16 protein-coding genes are annotated in these 18,192 nt (G+C 65.1%); 14 read left to right on the top strand and 2 right to left on the bottom strand.

Features of this window, described 5'->3' with window-relative positions:
* The first annotated feature begins 50 nt into the window (after window positions 1–50).
* Window positions 51–890 (top strand): shikimate dehydrogenase, encoded by an 840-nt coding sequence (locus ABIA45_RS22945; protein WP_404653769.1) that lies wholly within the window; start codon window positions 51–53, stop codon window positions 888–890.
* 56 nt (window positions 891–946) lie between these two features.
* The gene (locus tag ABIA45_RS22940; RefSeq protein ID WP_271538969.1) at window positions 947–1,573 is read left to right on the top strand and encodes a hypothetical protein; all 627 of its coding nucleotides are present in this window, start codon (window positions 947–949) and stop codon (window positions 1,571–1,573) included.
* A gap of 228 nt (window positions 1,574–1,801) precedes the next feature.
* Here the strand turns inward: ABIA45_RS22940 and ABIA45_RS22935 are convergent, their stop codons facing one another.
* Entirely contained in the window at window positions 1,802–2,938 is a 1,137-nt protein-coding gene (locus ABIA45_RS22935; protein ID WP_157286557.1) for an alpha-hydroxy acid oxidase, read from the bottom strand.
* A gap of 129 nt (window positions 2,939–3,067) precedes the next feature.
* On the opposite strand from ABIA45_RS22935, the gene ABIA45_RS22930 reads away from it, so the two are divergent.
* The 11 genes from ABIA45_RS22930 to ABIA45_RS22880 all read left to right on the top strand — a co-directional run bounded on the left by ABIA45_RS22930 (window position 3,068) and on the right by ABIA45_RS22880 (window position 14,541).
* Window positions 3,068–3,235: a hypothetical protein gene (locus tag ABIA45_RS22930; protein WP_167361667.1), complete on the top strand. Its 168-nt coding sequence runs from the start codon at window positions 3,068–3,070 to the stop codon at window positions 3,233–3,235.
* 221 nt (window positions 3,236–3,456) lie between these two features.
* Window positions 3,457–4,800, top strand: coding sequence for a phosphoglucosamine mutase (glmM, locus tag ABIA45_RS22925; protein ID WP_157286558.1), 1,344 nt, complete (start codon window positions 3,457–3,459; stop codon window positions 4,798–4,800).
* Window positions 4,801–5,114: 314 nt separating this feature from the next.
* Window positions 5,115–6,359: an MFS transporter gene (locus ABIA45_RS22920; protein ID WP_404653766.1), complete on the top strand. Its 1,245-nt coding sequence runs from the start codon at window positions 5,115–5,117 to the stop codon at window positions 6,357–6,359.
* Between the two features lie 237 nt (window positions 6,360–6,596).
* Complete coding sequence (locus ABIA45_RS22915; protein ID WP_157286559.1) at window positions 6,597–7,427, top strand: outer membrane protein; 831 nt, start codon at window positions 6,597–6,599, stop codon at window positions 7,425–7,427.
* 166 nt (window positions 7,428–7,593) lie between these two features.
* Window positions 7,594–8,481, top strand: a complete 888-nt coding sequence (locus ABIA45_RS22910; protein ID WP_271538963.1) for an outer membrane protein — start codon at window positions 7,594–7,596, stop codon at window positions 8,479–8,481.
* A 70-nt stretch (window positions 8,482–8,551) separates the two neighbouring features.
* Complete coding sequence (locus ABIA45_RS22905; RefSeq protein WP_404653764.1) at window positions 8,552–9,142, top strand: glutathione S-transferase family protein; 591 nt, start codon at window positions 8,552–8,554, stop codon at window positions 9,140–9,142.
* 18 nt (window positions 9,143–9,160) lie between these two features.
* On the top strand, window positions 9,161–9,625 hold the full coding sequence (locus tag ABIA45_RS22900) for a GNAT family N-acetyltransferase (RefSeq protein ID WP_271538959.1): 465 nt from the start codon (window positions 9,161–9,163) through the stop codon (window positions 9,623–9,625).
* A gap of 160 nt (window positions 9,626–9,785) precedes the next feature.
* Window positions 9,786–9,992, top strand: a complete 207-nt coding sequence (locus tag ABIA45_RS22895) for a hypothetical protein (protein WP_271538957.1) — start codon at window positions 9,786–9,788, stop codon at window positions 9,990–9,992.
* A 79-nt stretch (window positions 9,993–10,071) separates the two neighbouring features.
* A complete protein-coding gene (locus ABIA45_RS22890; protein WP_157286564.1) occupies window positions 10,072–11,244 on the top strand; it encodes a phosphoserine transaminase in 1,173 nt (390 codons plus the stop codon).
* A 220-nt stretch (window positions 11,245–11,464) separates the two neighbouring features.
* Window positions 11,465–13,054: a phosphoglycerate dehydrogenase gene (serA, locus tag ABIA45_RS22885; protein WP_404653763.1), complete on the top strand. Its 1,590-nt coding sequence runs from the start codon at window positions 11,465–11,467 to the stop codon at window positions 13,052–13,054.
* Window positions 13,055–13,368: 314 nt separating this feature from the next.
* Window positions 13,369–14,541 (top strand): acetyl-CoA C-acyltransferase, encoded by a 1,173-nt coding sequence (locus tag ABIA45_RS22880; protein ID WP_275508050.1) that lies wholly within the window; start codon window positions 13,369–13,371, stop codon window positions 14,539–14,541.
* Between the two features lie 92 nt (window positions 14,542–14,633).
* Here ABIA45_RS22880 and ABIA45_RS22875 read toward each other — a convergent pair whose 3' ends face one another.
* Window positions 14,634–15,677 carry an AI-2E family transporter gene (locus ABIA45_RS22875; protein WP_246732555.1) on the bottom strand — a complete coding sequence of 348 codons (1,044 nt, stop codon included), beginning with the start codon at window positions 15,675–15,677 and terminating at the stop codon, window positions 14,634–14,636.
* A gap of 499 nt (window positions 15,678–16,176) precedes the next feature.
* Between ABIA45_RS22875 and ABIA45_RS22870 the strand changes: the two genes are divergently transcribed.
* Window positions 16,177–18,150: a methyl-accepting chemotaxis protein gene (locus ABIA45_RS22870; protein ID WP_271538949.1), complete on the top strand. Its 1,974-nt coding sequence runs from the start codon at window positions 16,177–16,179 to the stop codon at window positions 18,148–18,150.
* The last annotated feature ends 42 nt before the right edge of the window (window positions 18,151–18,192 follow it).

Genomic DNA, 18,192 nt, shown 5'->3' with positions numbered 1-18,192 from the left:
GAGCGGGCGCGACGCGAAATGGATCGCCTCGGAAACGACCCGAGGGAAAGATGACCACGCCCAAGCCCCCTGCAGCCTGTCTGATCGGATGGCCGGCCGCGCATTCGCGCTCGCCGCTGATCCACCATCACTGGCTGCGCACGCTCGATCTCGAGGGCGGCTATGTCATCGAGGCGGTGCCGCCCGAGGATTTGCGCGATTTCGTGCTGCGACTGTCGCTGCGCGGCTTCGTCGGTGCCAACGTCACCATCCCGCATAAGGAAGCCGTGCTGGCGCTGTCGACGCCCGACGCCCGCGCCAGGGCCGTCGGCGCCGCGAACACGCTGTGGTTCGCCGACGGCGAGCTGCGCTCAACCAACACCGATGTCGAAGGCTTCATCAACAATCTCGACGCCAGCGCGCCCGGCTGGGACATGGCCGAGGCGGCGCTGGTGCTGGGCGCCGGCGGCTCCTCGCGCGCGGTCGTGTTCGGCCTGCTGGAACGCGGCATCAGCTGCGTGCATGTCGCCAATCGCTCCATGGCGCGGGCCGAGACGCTGGCACAACAGTTCGGATCGAACGTGCATCCGCTGCCGTGGGACGCGATCGGCGACGTGCTGCCGCGCGCAAAACTTCTCGTGAACACGACCTCGCTCGGCATGCATGGCCAGCCTTCACTCGACGTCGACCTCGCGCGCCTGCCGCAAGATGCCGTCGTCGGCGACCTCGTCTACGTTCCCCTGGTGACGCCGCTGCTCGCCGCGGCGACGGCGCGCGGCCTGAAGACCGCCGACGGGCTCGGCATGCTGCTGCATCAGGCGGTGCGCGGTTTCGAGCTGTGGTTCGGGCGGCGCCCCGAGGTCACCGCCGAGCTGCGCGCATTGGTTGATGCCGATCTCACGAAGTCTTGAGAGAATAGCGCAGGGTCTTTCGGAGTTCTCTATTCCTGGGGGCAACGGAGACCGTCATGACTGTTCAACGTGCAACCTTCACACGTCCACTGATCGCCGTCGCGATGGTGGTCGTCTCGACCTACTGCGCCTTCGCCCAGAGAGCGCCGGTGCCGACGCGCGTGCGCGGCACCATCGAAAGCGTCAATGGCGACACCATGCAGGTCAAGTCGCGCAGCGGTGAAGAGGTCAAGCTTCGCCTCGCCTCGGACGTGAACGTGTCGGGCGTCACGAAGATTTCACTCGCTGACATCAAGCCGGGCTCGTTCATCGGCGCCACCACCGTGCCGGGACCGGACGGCAGCCAGAACGCCGTCGAGGTGCACGTGTTTCCGGAAAGCATGCGCGGCACCGGGGAAGGTTCGCGACCTTGGGACCTCAAGCCCAACTCCAGCATGACCAATGCGACCGTCGCGGAGAGCGTCGTCGGCAATGACGGTCACACGCTGCTGGTCAAGTACAAGGACGGCGAGAAGAAGGTGTTCGTCGCCGACGACACGCCGGTCGTAACCTTCGTGCCCGGCGACAAATCCGAGCTGAAGCCCGGCGCCAAGGTGATCGCCTTCATGAAGCAATTGCCCGACGGCTCGTTCGAGACCAACCGCGTCAGCGTCGGCCGCGACGGCCTGACGCCGCCGATGTGAGGGGCTGCGAGACGCGCACCTGCCGCCTCAAACACCGCCGTCGTCCCGGACAAGCGTCAGCGCAGATCCGGACCCATAACCACAGGGAAAAGTTGTTGCGCGAAGCAGGCCACTCCGAGTCCCCATAGCCACACCTGCCTGTGGCTATGGGTCCCGGATCGGCGCGCGCTTTGGGCGCGCTTGTCCGGGACGACCGTGATTATTGCTGCGGCATCCCGGCAGACGCCCTCACACCGCAATCACGTGATCGTCGATCTCGTCCACCCGGTTGACGCCGCACAGGCCCATCGTAGTGAGCAGCTCCTTCTGGATGATGTCGATCGCCTTGGCGACGCCGGCCTGGCCGCCGGCACCTAAGCCATAGGCATAGGCGCGGCCGATCATGCAGGACTTTGCGCCGAGCGCCAGCGCGCGCATCACGTCCTGGCCGGAGCGGATGCCGCCGTCGAACATGATCTCCATCCTGTCGCCCACCGCGTCCGCGATCTCGGGCAGGACCTCGATCGAGGACGGCGCGCCGTCGAGCTGGCGGCCGCCGTGGTTGGAGACCACGAGCGCCTGCGCGCCGGTCTTGGCGGCTTCCTCGGCGTCCTCGACGTCGAGGATGCCCTTGATGATCAGCTTGCCCGGCCAGATGCTGCGGACCCACTCGACGTCCTTCCAGTTCAAGGAGGTGTCGAACTGCGAGGCGGTCCATTCGGCGAGGCGGTTGAGATCCTCGGTGTTCTTCACGTGGCCGGCGATGTTGCCGAAGGTGCGGCGCTTGCCCTGCAGCACGCCGGAGACCCAGGCCGGCTTGCTGGCGAAGTCGAGCAGCTTCGACAGCGACCATTCGGGCGGCACCGTCATGCCGTTCTTGATGTCGGCGTGGCGCTGGCCGATCACCTGCAGGTCGACCGTGAGCACCAGCGCGCTGCACTTGGCAGCGATCGCGCGCTGGATCAATTCCTTGATGAAGCCGCGGTCCTTCATGACGTAGAGCTGGAACCAGAACGGCTTCTCGACGCTGGCGGCGATGTCCTCGATTGAACAGATCGACATCGTCGATTGCGTGAACGGGATGCCGGCGGCCTGCGCGGCGCGGCAGGCGTGGATCTCGCCGTCGCCGTGCTGCATGCCGAGCAGGCCGACCGGCGCGAGGATCAGCGGCATCGTCGACGGCTCGCCGAGGATCGTGGTCGAGGTGTCGCGCTTGGAGACGTCGACCAGGATGCGCTGGCGGAACTTGATCGCCTGCATGTCCTCGCGGTTGGCGCGCAGCGTCTCCTCCGCGTAGGAGCCGCGGTCGCAATAGTCGAAGAATGCCTTCGGCACGCGGCGCCGATGCAGCGTGCGAAGATCGTCAATACAGGTAATATGCTTCATGTCGTTTCCCCGGCCCGTCACGTACCAAACAGTCTTGCATCGGAAGATTTCGGGGTCATCTAGCATGGTTGGATGCACAGCCAAATCGTTTGCAGAACGTTTTGGAAGGAGAGTGCCAAGGAGAGCGTCATGACGAAGCCGCACGCAGGACCTTCGCCGGAAGAGATCAAGGAGAAGCATGATCTCGAGGAGGCGCTCGAAGAAGGGCTGGAGGAGACCTTCCCGGGCTCCGATCCCGTTAACGTCACCCAGCCGGCGCCGAGCCGCGCGGACGGCCATGTGAAGCGCTCGGATTAAGGCGAGTTCCACCGCTTTTCGCTGGTCACGCCGGAATTGCAATGTTAACAATGTGTTATCGGGGGCGGTCGCGGCGCCGGTTCCGTAATGATTCATCATATTTTTTGAAGCCAAGTTAGCCGCGATAGCTTTATAAGACCTCGGCAAATCAGGGATGCGGGTCCCGTTGGGGCAGCCCGTGGTTGTAGAGGGGAGTCCCTGGTTGCTGCTTGGGGGACGATATGAGCCGCAAATATTTCGGGACGGACGGGATTAGGGGCCGCGCCAACGGACTGATCACGCCGGAGCTCGCGCTCAAGGTCGGCCAGGCCGCGGGCCTTGCGTTTCAGCGCGGCGACCACCGCCACCGCGTCGTGATCGGCAAGGACACCCGTCTGTCCGGCTACATGATCGAATACGCCATGGTAGCAGGCTTCACCTCGGTCGGCATGGACGTGCTGCTGGTCGGCCCGATGCCGACGCCGGCGGTCGCGATGCTGACCAAGTCGATGCGCGCCGATCTCGGCGTGATGATCTCGGCCTCGCACAATCTGTTCGAGGACAACGGCATCAAGCTGTTCGGCCCGCAGGGCTTCAAGCTCTCCGACGATGTCGAGCGGCAGATCGAGCAGCTGCTCGACGAATCCCTCGACAAGCGGCTCGCCCAGAGCGCGAGCCTCGGCCGCGCCCGCCGCATCGACGGCGTGCACGACCGCTACATCGAATTCGCCAAGCGCACGCTGCCGCGCGACCTTTCGCTCGAGGGCCTGCGCGTCGTGATCGATTGCGCCAACGGCGCCGCCTACAAGGTCGTGCCCGAGGCGCTGTGGGAATTGGGCGCCGACGTGGTGCCGATCGGCGTCGAGCCCGACGGCTTCAACATCAACAAGGATTGCGGCTCGACCTCGCCGGAGGCGCTGTCGAAGAAGGTGCGCGAGATGCGCGCCGACATCGGCATTGCGCTGGACGGCGACGCCGATCGCGTCATCCTGGTCGACGAGCGCGGCCATGTCGTCGACGGCGACCAGCTGCTCGCGGTGATCGCGCAGAGCTGGAAGGAGGATGGACGCCTCTCGCGTCCCGGCATCGTCGCCACCGTGATGTCCAATCTCGGGTTGGAGCGCTTCCTGCAAGGGCAGGGGCTCGAGCTGGTGCGCACGCCGGTCGGCGACCGCTACGTGCTCGAGCAGATGCTGAACGGCGGCTACAATCTCGGCGGCGAGCAGTCCGGCCACATCATCCTCTCCGACTACGCCACGACCGGCGACGGTTTTGTCGCCGCATTGCAGGTGCTCGCCGTGGTGCAGAAGCTGCGCCGCCCGGTGTCCGAGGTGTGCCACCGCTTCGATCCGCTACCGCAGATCCTCAAGAACGTCCGCCACAAGGGCGGCAGGCCGCTCGATGATTCCGACGTCAAGTCGGCGATCTCCGACGGCGAGAAGCGCCTCAATGGCCATGGCCGCCTCTTGATCCGCTCCTCCGGCACCGAGCCCGTGATCCGCGTCATGGGCGAAGGCGAGGACCGTCACCTCGTCGAGGACGTCGTCGACACCATCGTTTCGGCATTGGGGCAGGCCGCGGCGTAAGGCGCGATCGTAGCCCGGATGGAGCGCAGCGAAATCCGGGATTCGTGCGACGGGCGATAAAGGTCCTGGATTACGCTGCGCTCCATCCGGGCTACAAGTATCGTAGGGTGGGCAAAGCCAAGCGTGCCCACGCGTCTGTCGCCATATCGGAAAGATGGTGGGCACGGCGCAAGGGCGCCTTTGCCCACCCTACGATATCGGATTCGCGGAGAGGGTAAGATACGCATCCCAGCCATTTGCGATTGACGATGGTCCCGCCGCCGCTTGCGTCGTAATCAGCACCTCGCGGCCATCTGCCGCGCCGGATTGCCGCCTTGAACAAGCCTGTCGTTGTCTCAGAGGAAACGCTGGCCGAGCCCGTCGTCGTCGCCGACGTGGCGCCGGCCGCCGCCGCGGGGCCGGCCTATATCGTGCTCGCCGGCATCAGCGTCTCGCACTTCCTCAACGACACCATGCAGTCGCTGATCGCCTCGGTGTACCCGATCCTGAAGGACGCCTACGCGCTCGACTTCGCGCAGATCGGCATGATCACGCTGGCGTTCCAGTTCACGGCCTCGCTGTTGCAGCCGGTGGTCGGGCACTACACCGACAAGAAGGCGCAGCCCTATTCGCTCGCGGTCGGCATGGCCTCGACCTTCTTCGGCCTGCTGCTGCTCAGCGTCGCGCACCAATATCTCGTCATCCTCGTCGCCGCCGCGCTGGTCGGCCTCGGCTCGGCGGTATTTCACCCGGAGTCGGCGCGCATCGCGCGGCTCGCCTCGGGCGGACGCTACGGCTTCGCGCAATCGGTGTTCCAGCTCGGCGGCAGCTTCGGCACCTCGATGGGGCCGGTGCTCGCCGCGTTGATCGTGGTGCCGTTCGGGCAGGGCAGCATCGCCTGGTTCTCCTCGATCGCGTTCCTCGCCATCCTGATTCTCTGGCGCATTGGGCGCTGGTACGCGCCGCAGATCGCGACGAAGAAAGCGGTGCCCGTCCACAGCCAGCCCGGCGCGCCGAGCTCGCGCCGTGTCGCGGTAGCGCTCGCAGTGCTCGTCGTGCTGTTGTTCTCCAAGCAGCTCTACGTTTCGAGCCTGTCGAGCTATTACATCTTCTACCTGATCGACCGTTTCGGCGTCTCGACGCAGGCGGCCCAGATCTATCTCTTCGTCTTTCTCGCGGCGAACGCCGTGGGTGCGTTTCTCGGCGGTCCGCTGGGCGACCGCTTCGGCCGCAAGATCGTGATCTGGATCTCGATCCTCGGCGCGCTGCCGTTCACGCTGGCGCTGCCCCATGCCGGGCTCGTTGCGAGCGCGGTGCTCAGCGTCGCCATCGGCCTGATCATCTCCTCGACGACGTCGTCGATCATCGTGTTTGCGCAGGAGCTGGTGCCGCACCGCTTCGGCATGATCTCCGGCGTGTTCTTCGGCGTCGCCTTCGGCATCGGGGGCCTGGGCGCGGCCGTGCTCGGCAAGCTCGCCGACCACACCTCGATCGAGTTCGTCTACCAGGTCTGCGCCTATCTGCCGGCGATCGGGCTGCTCGCGGTGTTCCTGCCCAATCTGCCGCGAAACGCGCGTTAACGCATCCTCTCTTGCCGCGTTGCGGCTTCACACATCGTTAGGGAATGCGGCGCCGATGTCGCATTTGGCGCGGCATTTTTGCAACGCTCGCACGGCGCGCGCGTGTAGGGTGAGAAAAAATCAACCTTAAAAATTAGGGTTAAGTGGCGCTTAAACATTTGCTGGCATCGTCCCCCCGTGAGTTTCCAGAACGTGAGGCGCTCGTATTCAGCCTCACCGGCCATAAGGACGAAGCCAATGCGTAGCGTTAAGTCTCTCCTTGCCGCGGGTGCGGCAACCCTGATCTCGTCGATGGCGTTCGCCGCCGATATGCCGATCGCCGCCCCCCCTCCGATGTACGCGCCGCCGGCTCCGCCCGCCGACTTCGGCGGCTGGTATCTGCGCGGCGACATCGGCATGACCAACCAGAGCGCGAAGCGCATCGAGAGCGCCCTGCCGGCCGGGTACTCGAAGACGACGGAAGGCCTCGGCTTCGACTCCTCGCCGCTGTTCGGCCTCGGCGTCGGCTATCGCTTCAACAACTGGTTCCGCGCCGACGTCATCGGCCAGTACCGGGGCAAGGCCAATCTGCACGGTAGCGACAATGTCGTGGGACCCGGCTTCGTCGGCGTCAACAACTACAGCGGCAGCAAGTCCGAGTGGCTCGTGATGGCCAACGCCTATGTCGACCTCGGCACCTGGTGGTGCGTCACGCCGTTCATCGGCGCGGGCGTCGGCGGCTCCTACAACAAGCTCAGCGGCTTCCGCGACGACGGCGTGTCCTACAGCCCGCTGCTCAACAACAGCGTCGCCTACTTCGCCGACAACGGAAAGTGGAACCTCGCCTGGGCCGCTCACGCCGGTCTTGCCTACAAGGTCAATCCCGGCTTCACCGTCGAACTGGCCTACAGCTACATGAACCTCGGCGATGCCGCGCCCGGCAACTACCGCCTGTTCGACAACAGCGCCTCGGGCCCGACCACGATCAAGGTCAGGGACATCACCTCGCACGACGTCAAGCTCGGCGTGCGCTGGGATCTCAACAGCCCGCCGGCCTACGTGCCGCCGCCGCTGGTCACCAAGGGCTGATCGCAAGCTGATCGGTTAGGACTCCTTAACGGCGCGGGATCATCCCGCGCCGTTTTGCTTTGCGTATTTTTCATGGCGAGGTGCGCCGAAGGCGCCCGGCGCAACCATTGGTTAAGGTTAACAGGCGATGATCATCGCAACAGTTCGAGTCCGATGGAGCGTGGTGATGCGTAGGCTGGTGTTGGCAGCGGCGATGTTGGGGACGGTGTCTGCCGCACAAGCGGCCGACATGCCGGACCTGCCCGTGCTGCGCGGCGGCTTCGCCGACGGTTTGTCGAAGACCTCCGTCAATTGGAATGGCTTCTATGTCGGCGGTCATGGCGGTTATACCGCAGATGCCACGGATTTCAGCCAGAGCGTGGTCGGCCTGACCAATTACATCTTCCGCGACAGCGTACTCCAGGGGCCGACCTCGACGTGGTCGCTGCTGAACAAGACCAACACTCAAAGCACCAATTTCGGTGGCTTCGTCGGCCGCAACTGGCAATGGTATGATGCCGTTCTCAGTCTCGAGGGCACCTACAGCTACTTCAATAATATGGCGACATTGACGTCGGGATCCAACTCGCTCGTCATCGTCAACCCGCCTGGTGAGGTGCGGGCCCCCGGCATCACCAACAACTATGCCGTTACGCTGACGGGTGCCGCGGCGGCCCAGGTCAAGGACATGGTGACGCTCCGCGGCCGCGTGGGCTGGGACGGCGGCAGCTTCATGCCCTATGCCTTCATGGGCGCTGCCGTCGGGCGAATGGACGTGTCGCGCACCGTGACCAGCAGCGTGTCGATGCGACAGGACACGACGACGACGGATTTCTTCGGCAACACCACGACGACACTTGGAACGTGGGGCCCGGTTCCTGCGCAGTCGGGCACGCAAGGTCAGCACAGGACCAACACTTACGCCGTGGGTTGGACCGCCGGCCTCGGGCTCGAATACTGCGTTTGGGACGGCTTGTTCGCCCGCATCGAATATGAATATGTGAGATTCTCTCCCGTCATGAACACGCAGGTGACGCTGAACAACGCGCGCCTCGGCCTCGGCTACAAGTTCTGAGCCGTCCGCTTCTTGTTGACAGCTTCGCTTCGTCCTGATGCTCTGTCGTCCCGAAAGTGGGGCGGCAGCGATGAAGATCTACGGCGACAGCAATTCCGGCAATTGTCTCAAGGTGAAGTGGGTCTGCGACAAGTTCGCATTGCCCTACCAGTGGATCGAGGTCGACACCCGCAAGGGCGAGACGCGCACGCCGCAATTCCTGAAGATGAACGGCGCCGGCCAGGTGCCGACCGTCGCATTCGACGACGGCCGCACGCTGGCCCAGTCCAACGCCATCATCCGCTATCTCGCCCGCGACAGCGCGCTGGTTCCGCGCGACGCCTTCACGGCGGCCAAGATGGACGAATGGCTGTTCTGGGAGCAGTATAGCCACGAGCCCTATATCGCCGTGTGCCGCTTCCTCATGGTCTATCTCGGCAAGGATTCCTCCGAGCTCGATCCTGAAAAGGTCAAGCGCGGCTATGCGGCGCTCGACCGCATGGAGCAGCATCTCGCCGCCAGCCGCTTCTTCGCCGGCGACGAGGTGTCGCTAGCCGACGTGTCGCTGCTCGCCTATACGCGCCTCGCGCATGAAGGCGGCTTCGACCTCGGCCGCTATGCCTCCGTCCGCCGCTGGATCGGCGACGTCGAAGCGTTTCTCGGCCTTCCGCCGGCGCGCTGAGGTGCGGAGTCGCCTGACATGAATGCCGAAGCCGTCTCTATCCGTCCCGCGCGCCGCGAGGACGTCGCCGCGATCGTGGCGATGCTCGCGGACGATCATCTCGGCCGCGCGCGCGAGCGCGTGGAGGATCCGTTGCCGGCCGCCTATTACGACGCATTCGCGCGGATCGCGCGCGATCCGAATCTGACGCTGGTGGTTGCCGAGAGTGAGGGCAGGGTGGTCGGCTGCCTGCAGCTCGCGATCCTCCCGGGCCTGAGCTCGCAAGGCGGATCGCGCGGCCTGCTCGAGGATGTTCGCGTTGCCACCGAGTGTCGCAGCCGCGGCATCGGCGAGCAATTGGTGCAATGGGCCGTGACGGAAGCAAAGGCGCGCGGCTGCAATCTGGTCGAGTTGCTCACGCATCAGACGCGCGTCGATGCGCAGCGCTTCTACAAGCGGCTCGGCTTTGCGGCGAGTCACGTCGGCATGACTGTCCGCTTTTGAGGCAGTGCGACGCGAGCGCTGCGCAGCCGGCGAAAAGCGGGCTTTTCATTCAGTCGTGTTAAGAGCCGGTAAACTACCGCTCCGTCGTTCACATTGATGAAGGAACGAAGGGTGCTACGGGGGCATCTGACACCGGGCTCGCTCGGTTCGGGATATTTCGATGACAAGCTATTCGATGATCAAGGTCGGCAACGACTACGTCGTGCAGGCCAATGAAAAATGCATTTTGAAGGTCGGAAGCCGCCGCAAGGCGGCGCAATTGATCAGCGATGCCACGGACTTGCTGAATGCGCTCGCTGTTGTCGAATCCCCCGATATTGCACCGGAAACGCCATCACTGGCGCGTGAGGCCCCGGAACTTCCTTGACGGACCTTCCCGATTCCCGTATCAGCCGCGGCGGGACACCTCCCCCCAACGGGAGGCTTACTATCTGGAAGGGTAGATCATGACTGTAGCGAAGCCCGCTTCGCGGCCGACCGTGCCGCATTTCTCCTCCGGCCCCTGCGCCAAGCGCCCCGGCTGGAACGCCCAAAATCTCAAGGACGCAGCTCTCGGCCGCTCGCATCGCGCGAAGATCGGCAAGACCAAGCTCAAGCTCGCGATCGACCTGACGCGCGAAGTGCTTGAGGTCCCCGCCGATTACCGCATCGGCATCGTGCCGGCCTCCGATACCGGCGCGGTCGAGATGGCGCTGTGGTCGCTGCTCGGCGCACGGCCCGTCACCACGCTCGCCTGGGAATCCTTCGGCGAAGGCTGGGTCAGCGACATCGTCAAGGAATTGAAGCTCAAGGACGTCACCAAGCTCAATGCGGCCTACGGTGAGATCCCCGATCTGTCGAAGGTCGATCCCAAGAGCGACGTCGTCTTCACCTGGAACGGCACCACGTCGGGCGTGCGCGTTCCGAACGCGGACTGGATCAGCGCGAGCCGCGAAGGCCTGACCATCTGCGACGCCACCTCCGCCGCGTTTGCACAGCCGCTCGACTGGGCCAAGCTCGACGTCGTCACCTTCTCCTGGCAGAAGGCGCTCGGCGGCGAGGCCGCGCATGGCATGCTGATCCTCTCGCCCCGCGCGGTGGAGCGGCTCGAGACCTACAAGCCGGCCTGGCCGCTGCCGAAGATCTTCCGCATGACCAAGGGCGGCAAGCTCAACGAAGGCATCTTCGTCGGCGAGACCATCAACACGCCGTCGATGCTCTGCGTCGAGGATTATCTCGATGCGCTGAACTGGGCCAAGTCGATCGGCGGCCTCAAGGCGCTGATCGCGCGCGCCGACGCCAACACCAAGGTGCTGGCGGACTGGAAGGCGAAGACGCCCTGGATCGACTTCCTCGCCAAGGACGCTTCGATCCGCTCCAACACCTCCGTGTGCCTGAAGTTCACCGATCCCGCGATCACCTCGCTGTCCGAGGACGCGCAGGCGGAGTTCAGCAAGAAGCTGGTTTCCCTCGTCGAGAAGGAAGGCGCGGGCTACGACTTCGCCTATTACCGCGACGCGCCGGCGGGCCTGCGCATCTGGTGCGGCGCCACGGTGGAAGCAAAGGACGTCGAGCTGCTGACGCAGTGGATCGACTGGGCCTTCGCCGAGACCAAGGCCGCTCTGCCCAAGGCAGCGTAAGTTTCTTCTTCGCCTCTCCCCGTCCTTACGGGGAGAGGCCGGGTCGCGCAGCGATCCGGGTGAGGGGCTCTCTCCACGAGCACTTCGCCTGTGGCTGCCCCTCACCCCAACCCTCTCCCCGTAAGAACGGGGAGAGGGAGACCAACAAGCTTCCAAGTCACTCACGCATTTCCGGCCCTCGGGCCGATCCTCCCTCAGGGACGGTGAAGGACACATCCCCATGACCAAACCCAAAGTTCTCATTTCCGACGCGCTCTCGCCCGCTGCCGTGCAGATCTTTAGGGATCGCGGTGTCGAGGTCGACTTCCAGCCCAATCTCGGCAAGGACAAGGACAAGCTGGCCGAGATCATCGGAAATTACGATGGCCTTGCGATCCGCTCCGCGACCAAGGCGACCGCCAAGATCCTCGAGAAGGCGACCAGGCTGAAGGTGATCGGCCGCGCCGGCATCGGCGTCGACAATGTCGAGATCCCGGCCGCGACGGCCAAGGGCATCATCGTGATGAACACGCCGTTCGGCAATTCGATCACGACCGCCGAGCACGCCATCACCCTGATGCTCGCGCTCGCCCGCGAGATTCCGCAGGCCGACGCCTCGACGCAGGCCGGCAAGTGGGAGAAGAACCGCTTCATGGGCGTGGAGATCACCGGCAAGGTGCTTGGCGTCGTCGGCTGCGGCAATATCGGCTCGATCGTCGCCGACCGCGCGCTCGGCCTGCGCATGAAGGTGATCGCGTTCGACCCGTTCCTGTCGCCGGAGCGCGCCAAGGACATCGGCGTCGAGAAGGTCGATCTCGACGATCTGCTCAGGCGCGCCGACTTCATCACGCTGCACACGCCGCTGACCGAGAAGACCAAGAACATCATCGACGCGGCCGCGATCGCCAAGATGAAGAAGGGCGTGCGCCTGATCAATTGCGCCCGCGGCGGCCTCGTCGACGAGCAGGCGGTGGTCGATGCGCTCAACGCCAAGCACATCGCCGGCGCCGCCTTCGACGTCTTCGTCGAGGAGCCCGCGACCAAGAGCGTGCTGTTCGGCCATCCCAACGTGATCTGCACGCCGCATCTCGGCGCCTCCACCACCGAAGCGCAGGAGAACGTCGCGCTGCAGGTCGCCGAGCAGATGTCGGATTACCTGCTCACCGGCGCGATCTCGAATGCGGTCAACTTCCCCTCGATCACGGCGGAAGAAGCGCCGAAGCTGAAGCCGTTCATCGCGCTCGCCGAGAAGCTCGGCTCGTTCGCGGGACAGCTCACCGAGAGCGGCATCCTCAAGGTCGAGATCACCTATGAGGGCCACGTCGCCGAGATGAAGATCAAGGCGATCACCTCCGCGGTGCTGTCGGGCTTGCTGCGGCCGATGCTGGGCGAGGTCAACGTGGTGTCCGCGCCGGTCGTCGCAAAGGAGCGCGGCATGGTGGTGGACGAGATCGTCCGCGCCGCCCAGAGCGACTATGAGAGCCTGATCACCGTCACGGTCACCACCGAGCGGCAGGAGCGGTCGGTCTCGGGCACCGTCTACGCCGACGGCAAGCCGCGCCTCGTCGACATCAAGGGCATCCGCGTCGACGCCGAGTTCGGCAAGTCGATGATCTACGTCACCAACGAGGACAAGCCGGGCTTCATCGGCAAGTTCGCGGGGCTTCTGGGCGACGCCAAGATCAACATCGCCACGTTCCATCTCGGCCGCGTCGCGCCCGGCAGCGATGCCATTGCGCTGGTCGAGGTCGACGGTGTGGTGCCGGCCGACGTGCTCGCCAAGGTGCAGGCCCTGCCTCAGGTCAAGCAGGCAAAGGCGCTGACGTTCTGAGCTTCACCTCTCCCGAAGGGAGAGGTCGGGTCGCATCGTAAGATGCGATCCGGGTGAGGGGTTAGGCTCTCACCGATTGCTGCGGCCCCTCACCCGGATTGCTGGCGCAATCCGACCTCTCCCCGCCGGGGAGAGGTGACACAGCGAGCCGACAGAGTCGAATTCCATCGCCTTCTACAGACATATTCCGACCCGCGGAACAACGCCGCTTCCTTCACCGGAGGCGGCGTTTTATTTTCCCCGCGACCTCCTGACTTTGTGTACCAATGGCGCTAGGACGCTCCGTTCCAAATCGTTCGACAAGGGAGAAAACAATGCGTGAAGCCGTCATCGTTTCCTATGCGCGCACGGGCCTGGCGAAATCCGGCCGCGGCGGGTTCAACATCACGCCGCCGATGTCGCTCGCGGCCCACGCCATTCACCACGCGGTGGACCGCGCCGGCGTCGAGAAGGACTATGTCGAGGACTGCTATCTCGGCAATTGCGCCCATGGCGCGCCGAACATCGGCCGCCAGGCCGCGCTGCTCGCGGGGCTGCCGAAGACCACCGCCGGCGTGTCGGTGAACCGCTTCTGCTCGTCGGGCCTGCAGACCATCGCGATGGCCGCAAACTCGATCCGCTCCGACGGCGCCGATTGCATCGTCGCCGGCGGCGTCGAGAGCATCTCGATTCCCGGCGGCGGCACGCCGAAGGAATCGGTCGATCCGGAACTGCTCAAAGTCGCTCCCGACATCTTCATGGCGATGATCGACACCGCCGACATCGTCGCCGAGCGCTACAAGCTCAGCCGCGAATATCAGGACGAGTTCTCGCTGGAATCGCAGCGCCGCATGGCCGCGGCCCAGCAGGCGAACAAGTTCAAGGACGAGATCGTTCCGATGAAGACCAAGATGAAGGTCGTCGACAAGCAGACCAAGGCGGAGTCGATCGTGGACTACACCGTCGATCGCGACGAATGCAATCGCCCCGACACCACGATGGAAGGATTGGCAAAACTCGAGCCGGTGAAGGGCCCCGGCAAGTTCGTCACCGCCGGCAATGCCAGCCAGCTCTCCGACGGCGCCGCCGCCGTGGTGCTGATGGAAGCCAAGGACGCCGAGAAGCGCGGCCTCAAGCCGCTCGGCCGCTTCGTCGCCTGGGCCACCGCCGGCTGCGAGCCGGACGAGATGGGCATCGGCCCGGTGTTCGCGATTCCGAAGCTGCTCAAGCGCACCGGCCTCAAGATCGACGACATCGATCTGTGGGAGCTCAACGAGGCCTTCGCCAGCCAGTGCCTGTATTGCCGCGACCAGCTCGGCATCGATCCCGCCAAGTACAACGTCAACGGCGGCTCGATCGCGATCGGCCATCCCTTCGGCATGACCGGCGCCCGTCTCACCGGCCATCTGCTGCAGGAAGGCGCCCGCCGCAAGGCCAAGTGGGGCGTGGTGACGATGTGCATCGGCGGCGGCCAGGGCGGCGCCGGCCTGTTCGAGATCTATCACTGATCCAACGCGACTCGCATGCGAAGGCACGGCGCGATTGAAGCGCCGTGCCTTTTCAGTTCCGCGGCGTGCGAGGGTTGGCGAAGCCGGACGGCTCAGCCCGACTGCTCCCGAACATTGGGACGGAATATCCACTCGCGCCAGACCGTCAGCAAGGCGGCCATGATCACGGGACCCAGGAACAGGCCGAGGAGGCCGAAGGCGGCGAGGCCTCCGAAGATGCCGACGAAAGCGAGGAGAAACGGCAGCCGGGCCGAATCGCCGACCAGTGTGGGCCAGACGAAATGATCCCCGGCAAGCATCACGATCGAGCCCCAGCAGAACACACCTGCGGCCGCCAGCCCGCTGCCGCCACCGGACACCAGCACCAGCGCCGCGGCCGAGAAGGCCAGCCAGGCGCCGAACGGGATCATCGCAAATGCCGCAGTGAGGATCGTGAAAACGACGGCGTTCGGCACGCCCGCGACCAGATAGCCGACGCCGATCAGCAATCCCTCGCCTACGGCGACCAGCACCGTGCCGTTCACGGTGCCGCGGGTGGTCGCGACCATCTTCGCGACGAGACCTTCGCCGGCTTCGCCAAACAGCCGGTCACACGTTTCCAGAAAGCGGCTCGCGATCAGCCGGCCATGACGGAGCAGCACGAACAGAGCCAGCAGCGAAAAGAACATCATGAACAGCCGGTGGAGTAGCTGCCCGCCGAACGTTCGAAACAGATCCGATGCATTGTCGGCGCTGACCGTCTTCAGCCACTCGCTTGCCGCCTTGGGGTCGGAGAGGTTGGTGCGCCACCATTGCTCGATGCTTTCAGCGGCGACGGGCAAGCGGGCCAGCCAATCCGGGACTTCGATCCCGCTCTCGCCGGCCTTCTTCAGCGAGCTGACCAACGCCTCTCCCTGCTGCGCGATCTGGTAGATCGCGAGCGACATGGGCGCGATCAGAACGAGTGCGACCATGAGCGTAAAGGCCAGGGCGGTCAGCGTGGTCGGCCCTGCGCCGAAGCGTTGGGCGAACCTGACGTAGAGCGGCCAAAGCGCGATTGCGAGAATCGCGGCCCAGATCAGCGCGGTCAGAAATCCAGCCGCGGTCCAGAGCGCGAGCGCGACCAGCACGAGCGCGAGAACCACACGGGCATTCATGCGGGCCGAAGCGCCTGAAGGCAGCGGCTTTCGGTCGGAAACAGCATCGCTCCCCTGGGGAGGGGTCTTCTTGGATGCCCCCGATTTCAGTCGCTCGGACATTGCGGTGACGTGGCGAGTGCAAATTCGCGTTGTTGAAAATGGACGAACAGGAACGCCACGAATTCAAGCCGCGACGCGGCCTTCGGTTCCGCTCAGGAACAAGTCGCATAGCGATGCGCGGCGGCTCGCGACGCGGGACGCCGCAGCGCCGAAAACTCGCCTGGTTGACGCTACGCCCTGTCGGCGCTGGCGCGCGCACCACCCCGATCAGCGTGCCGTCTTGACCTGTGCACCGGCGGCGGCCAGGGGGCGGCCGGCCCCGGCCTGTGCATTTCACCGTGCATAGCAGCGAGCATTCTTGGAGAGTGCACGTATTAATACGTGTCCGCAAATTAACGGAAGCTTTCACCGAATATCGCTTTATGAACCGCATCGCTCACCACCAGCTTGGTTCACGATGCGGCTCCCTTCCCTGCGGCTCACTCACAAGATCACCGCGATCGGCGTCATTGGCGTCATCGGCGTCGTCCTGATCGGCGGCATTCACCTCTACGGCGAGCGGACGATGGGCGTCTATCGCGACGCGGCCGAGGATGCGCGCACCGTGTTCGAGCTGAACAACAGGATCGCGGTCGAGCTGCTCGAGGCGCGCCGCGCCGAGAAGGATTTTCTGCTGCGCAGCGATCCGGCCAGGGCGCAGCGCCAGGTCGAGATCAGCCGGCAGGTGGCGCTCGACATCGAGACGCTCCGCGGCAAGATCGCAGCGCTCGGCCAGCCTGAGCTCGCGCACAAGATCGACGCGATGAATGCGTCCTTGAAGACCTATCAGGCCCGCTTCGCCGCGGTGGTCGAGGAACGACAGCGGCTCGGCCTCGACGAGAAGTCCGGGCTCGAAGGTCGCCTGCGCACTTCCGTCCACGGTATCGAGAGCCAGGTCGACCAGTTCCAGAATTCCGAGCTCAAGGTGATCATGCTGATGATGCGCCGGCATGAGAAGGATTTCATGCTGCGTCGGAACGCCAGATATGGCGAGGAGATGAAGAAGCGCGCGTCCGAATTTGCCGCAGGCCTCGACGCGGCAGCCATCGCCGATGGCGCCAAGGCCGAGCTGCGCCAGAAGCTCGCCGACTATCAGCGCGACTTCTCCGCCTGGATGGAGACCGCGCTGAAGCTGGCGGCCGAATCGAAGGCGATGTCCGAGGCCTTCGCGTCGGTCGAGCCGGTGATCGAGCAGGTCTCGACATCGGTCGACCGCATCCGCGCCGACGCCGACCGTCTCAACGAGGCCGAGCGCACCAGCATCCAGTTCTGGATTGCGGTCGCGATCGCGCTGATTGCGACGAGCGTGCTCGGCCTCGGCATCTTCATCGGACGTTCGGTCTCGAGGCCTCTGACCGCGATGCGCGCGGCGATGATCGAGCTCGCCAACGGCAATTTCGCCGTCGTTCTTCCCGGCCTCGGCCGGCCCGATGAGATCGGCGAGATCGCGCAAGCCGTCGAGACGTTCAAGGTCAACGCCGAGCGGAAGGCGCAGGAGGAGGCCGAAGAGAAGATCAGGCAGGATAAGCTCGCCGCCGAGCGCCGCCGCGCCGACATGATCAGGATGGCGGACGATTTCGAAGGCGCGATCGGCGAGATCGTCGAGACCGTATCGTCGGCGGCCAACGAGCTCGAGGCGTCGGCGACGTCGCTGACCACGACCGCCAGCCGCTCGACCGAGCTCGCCACGCTGGTCGAGGCGGCGTCCGAGGAAGCGGCGACCAACGTGCAGTCGGTGGCGTCCGCCGCCGAGGAGCTGACCGCCTCCGTCAACGAGATCAGCCGTCAGGTGCAGGCCTCCGCGCGCATGGCGGGCGAGGCCGTCACCCAGGCCGGGCAGACCAACGATCGCGTCAGCGAATTGTCCAAGGCGGCCGCGCGCATCGGCGACGTGGTCGAGCTCATCAACGCCATCGCCGGCCAGACCAATCTGCTCGCGCTGAACGCCACCATCGAGGCCGCGCGCGCGGGCGAGGCCGGACGCGGCTTTGCCGTGGTGGCCTCGGAAGTGAAGGCGCTGGCCGAGCAGACCGCGAAGGCGACCGGCGACATCGGTCAGCAAATCTCGAGCATCCAGGTCGCGACGCAAGATTCCGTCGGTGCGATCAAGACCATCGGCGGCACCATCGAGCGTCTGTCCGAAATCTCCTCCACCATCGCGGCCGCGGTGGAAGAGCAGGGCGCCGCGACCAGCGAGATCTCGCGCAACGTCCAAAGCGCCGCCGCCGGCACCACGCAGGTCAGCGCCAACATCTCCAGCGTGCGCCAGGGCGCGACCGAGACGGGATCTGCCTCCTCGCAGGTGCTGTCCGCGGCGCAATCGCTGTCGAACGACAGCAGCCGGCTGAAGCTCGAGGTGAGCAGGTTTTTGGAGACGGTGCGGGCGGCTTAAGCGCGTCTGCAAACCGGCAGTAGGTAGGTTGATCGTGCGGCG

It is taken from the genome of Bradyrhizobium sp. USDA 336, assembly GCF_044908355.1.
GTDB lineage: Bacteria > Pseudomonadota > Alphaproteobacteria > Rhizobiales > Xanthobacteraceae > Bradyrhizobium > Bradyrhizobium yuanmingense.
Note: the sequence above shows the minus strand (reverse complement) of the source record. Positions and strands in the feature narration are given on the sequence as shown.

What these genes read in the sequence shown, in the direction of transcription:
- ABIA45_RS22945 (WP_404653769.1), top strand. Translation starts at nt 51, where the DNA reads ATGACCACGCCCAAGCCCCCTGCAGCCTGTCTGATCGGATGGCCGGCC.
- ABIA45_RS22940 (WP_271538969.1), top strand. Translation starts at nt 947, where the DNA reads ATGACTGTTCAACGTGCAACCTTCACACGTCCACTGATCGCCGTCGCG.
- ABIA45_RS22935 (WP_157286557.1), bottom strand. Translation starts at nt 2,938, where the DNA reads ATGAAGCATATTACCTGTATTGACGATCTTCGCACGCTGCATCGGCGC.
- ABIA45_RS22930 (WP_167361667.1), top strand. Translation starts at nt 3,068, where the DNA reads ATGACGAAGCCGCACGCAGGACCTTCGCCGGAAGAGATCAAGGAGAAG.
- glmM (WP_157286558.1), top strand. Translation starts at nt 3,457, where the DNA reads ATGAGCCGCAAATATTTCGGGACGGACGGGATTAGGGGCCGCGCCAAC.
- ABIA45_RS22915 (WP_157286559.1), top strand. Translation starts at nt 6,597, where the DNA reads ATGCGTAGCGTTAAGTCTCTCCTTGCCGCGGGTGCGGCAACCCTGATC.
- ABIA45_RS22910 (WP_271538963.1), top strand. Translation starts at nt 7,594, where the DNA reads ATGCGTAGGCTGGTGTTGGCAGCGGCGATGTTGGGGACGGTGTCTGCC.
- ABIA45_RS22905 (WP_404653764.1), top strand. Translation starts at nt 8,552, where the DNA reads ATGAAGATCTACGGCGACAGCAATTCCGGCAATTGTCTCAAGGTGAAG.
- ABIA45_RS22900 (WP_271538959.1), top strand. Translation starts at nt 9,161, where the DNA reads ATGAATGCCGAAGCCGTCTCTATCCGTCCCGCGCGCCGCGAGGACGTC.
- ABIA45_RS22895 (WP_271538957.1), top strand. Translation starts at nt 9,786, where the DNA reads ATGACAAGCTATTCGATGATCAAGGTCGGCAACGACTACGTCGTGCAG.
- ABIA45_RS22890 (WP_157286564.1), top strand. Translation starts at nt 10,072, where the DNA reads ATGACTGTAGCGAAGCCCGCTTCGCGGCCGACCGTGCCGCATTTCTCC.
- serA (WP_404653763.1), top strand. Translation starts at nt 11,465, where the DNA reads ATGACCAAACCCAAAGTTCTCATTTCCGACGCGCTCTCGCCCGCTGCC.
- ABIA45_RS22880 (WP_275508050.1), top strand. Translation starts at nt 13,369, where the DNA reads ATGCGTGAAGCCGTCATCGTTTCCTATGCGCGCACGGGCCTGGCGAAA.
- ABIA45_RS22875 (WP_246732555.1), bottom strand. Translation starts at nt 15,677, where the DNA reads ATGAATGCCCGTGTGGTTCTCGCGCTCGTGCTGGTCGCGCTCGCGCTC.
- ABIA45_RS22870 (WP_271538949.1), top strand. Translation starts at nt 16,177, where the DNA reads ATGCGGCTCCCTTCCCTGCGGCTCACTCACAAGATCACCGCGATCGGC.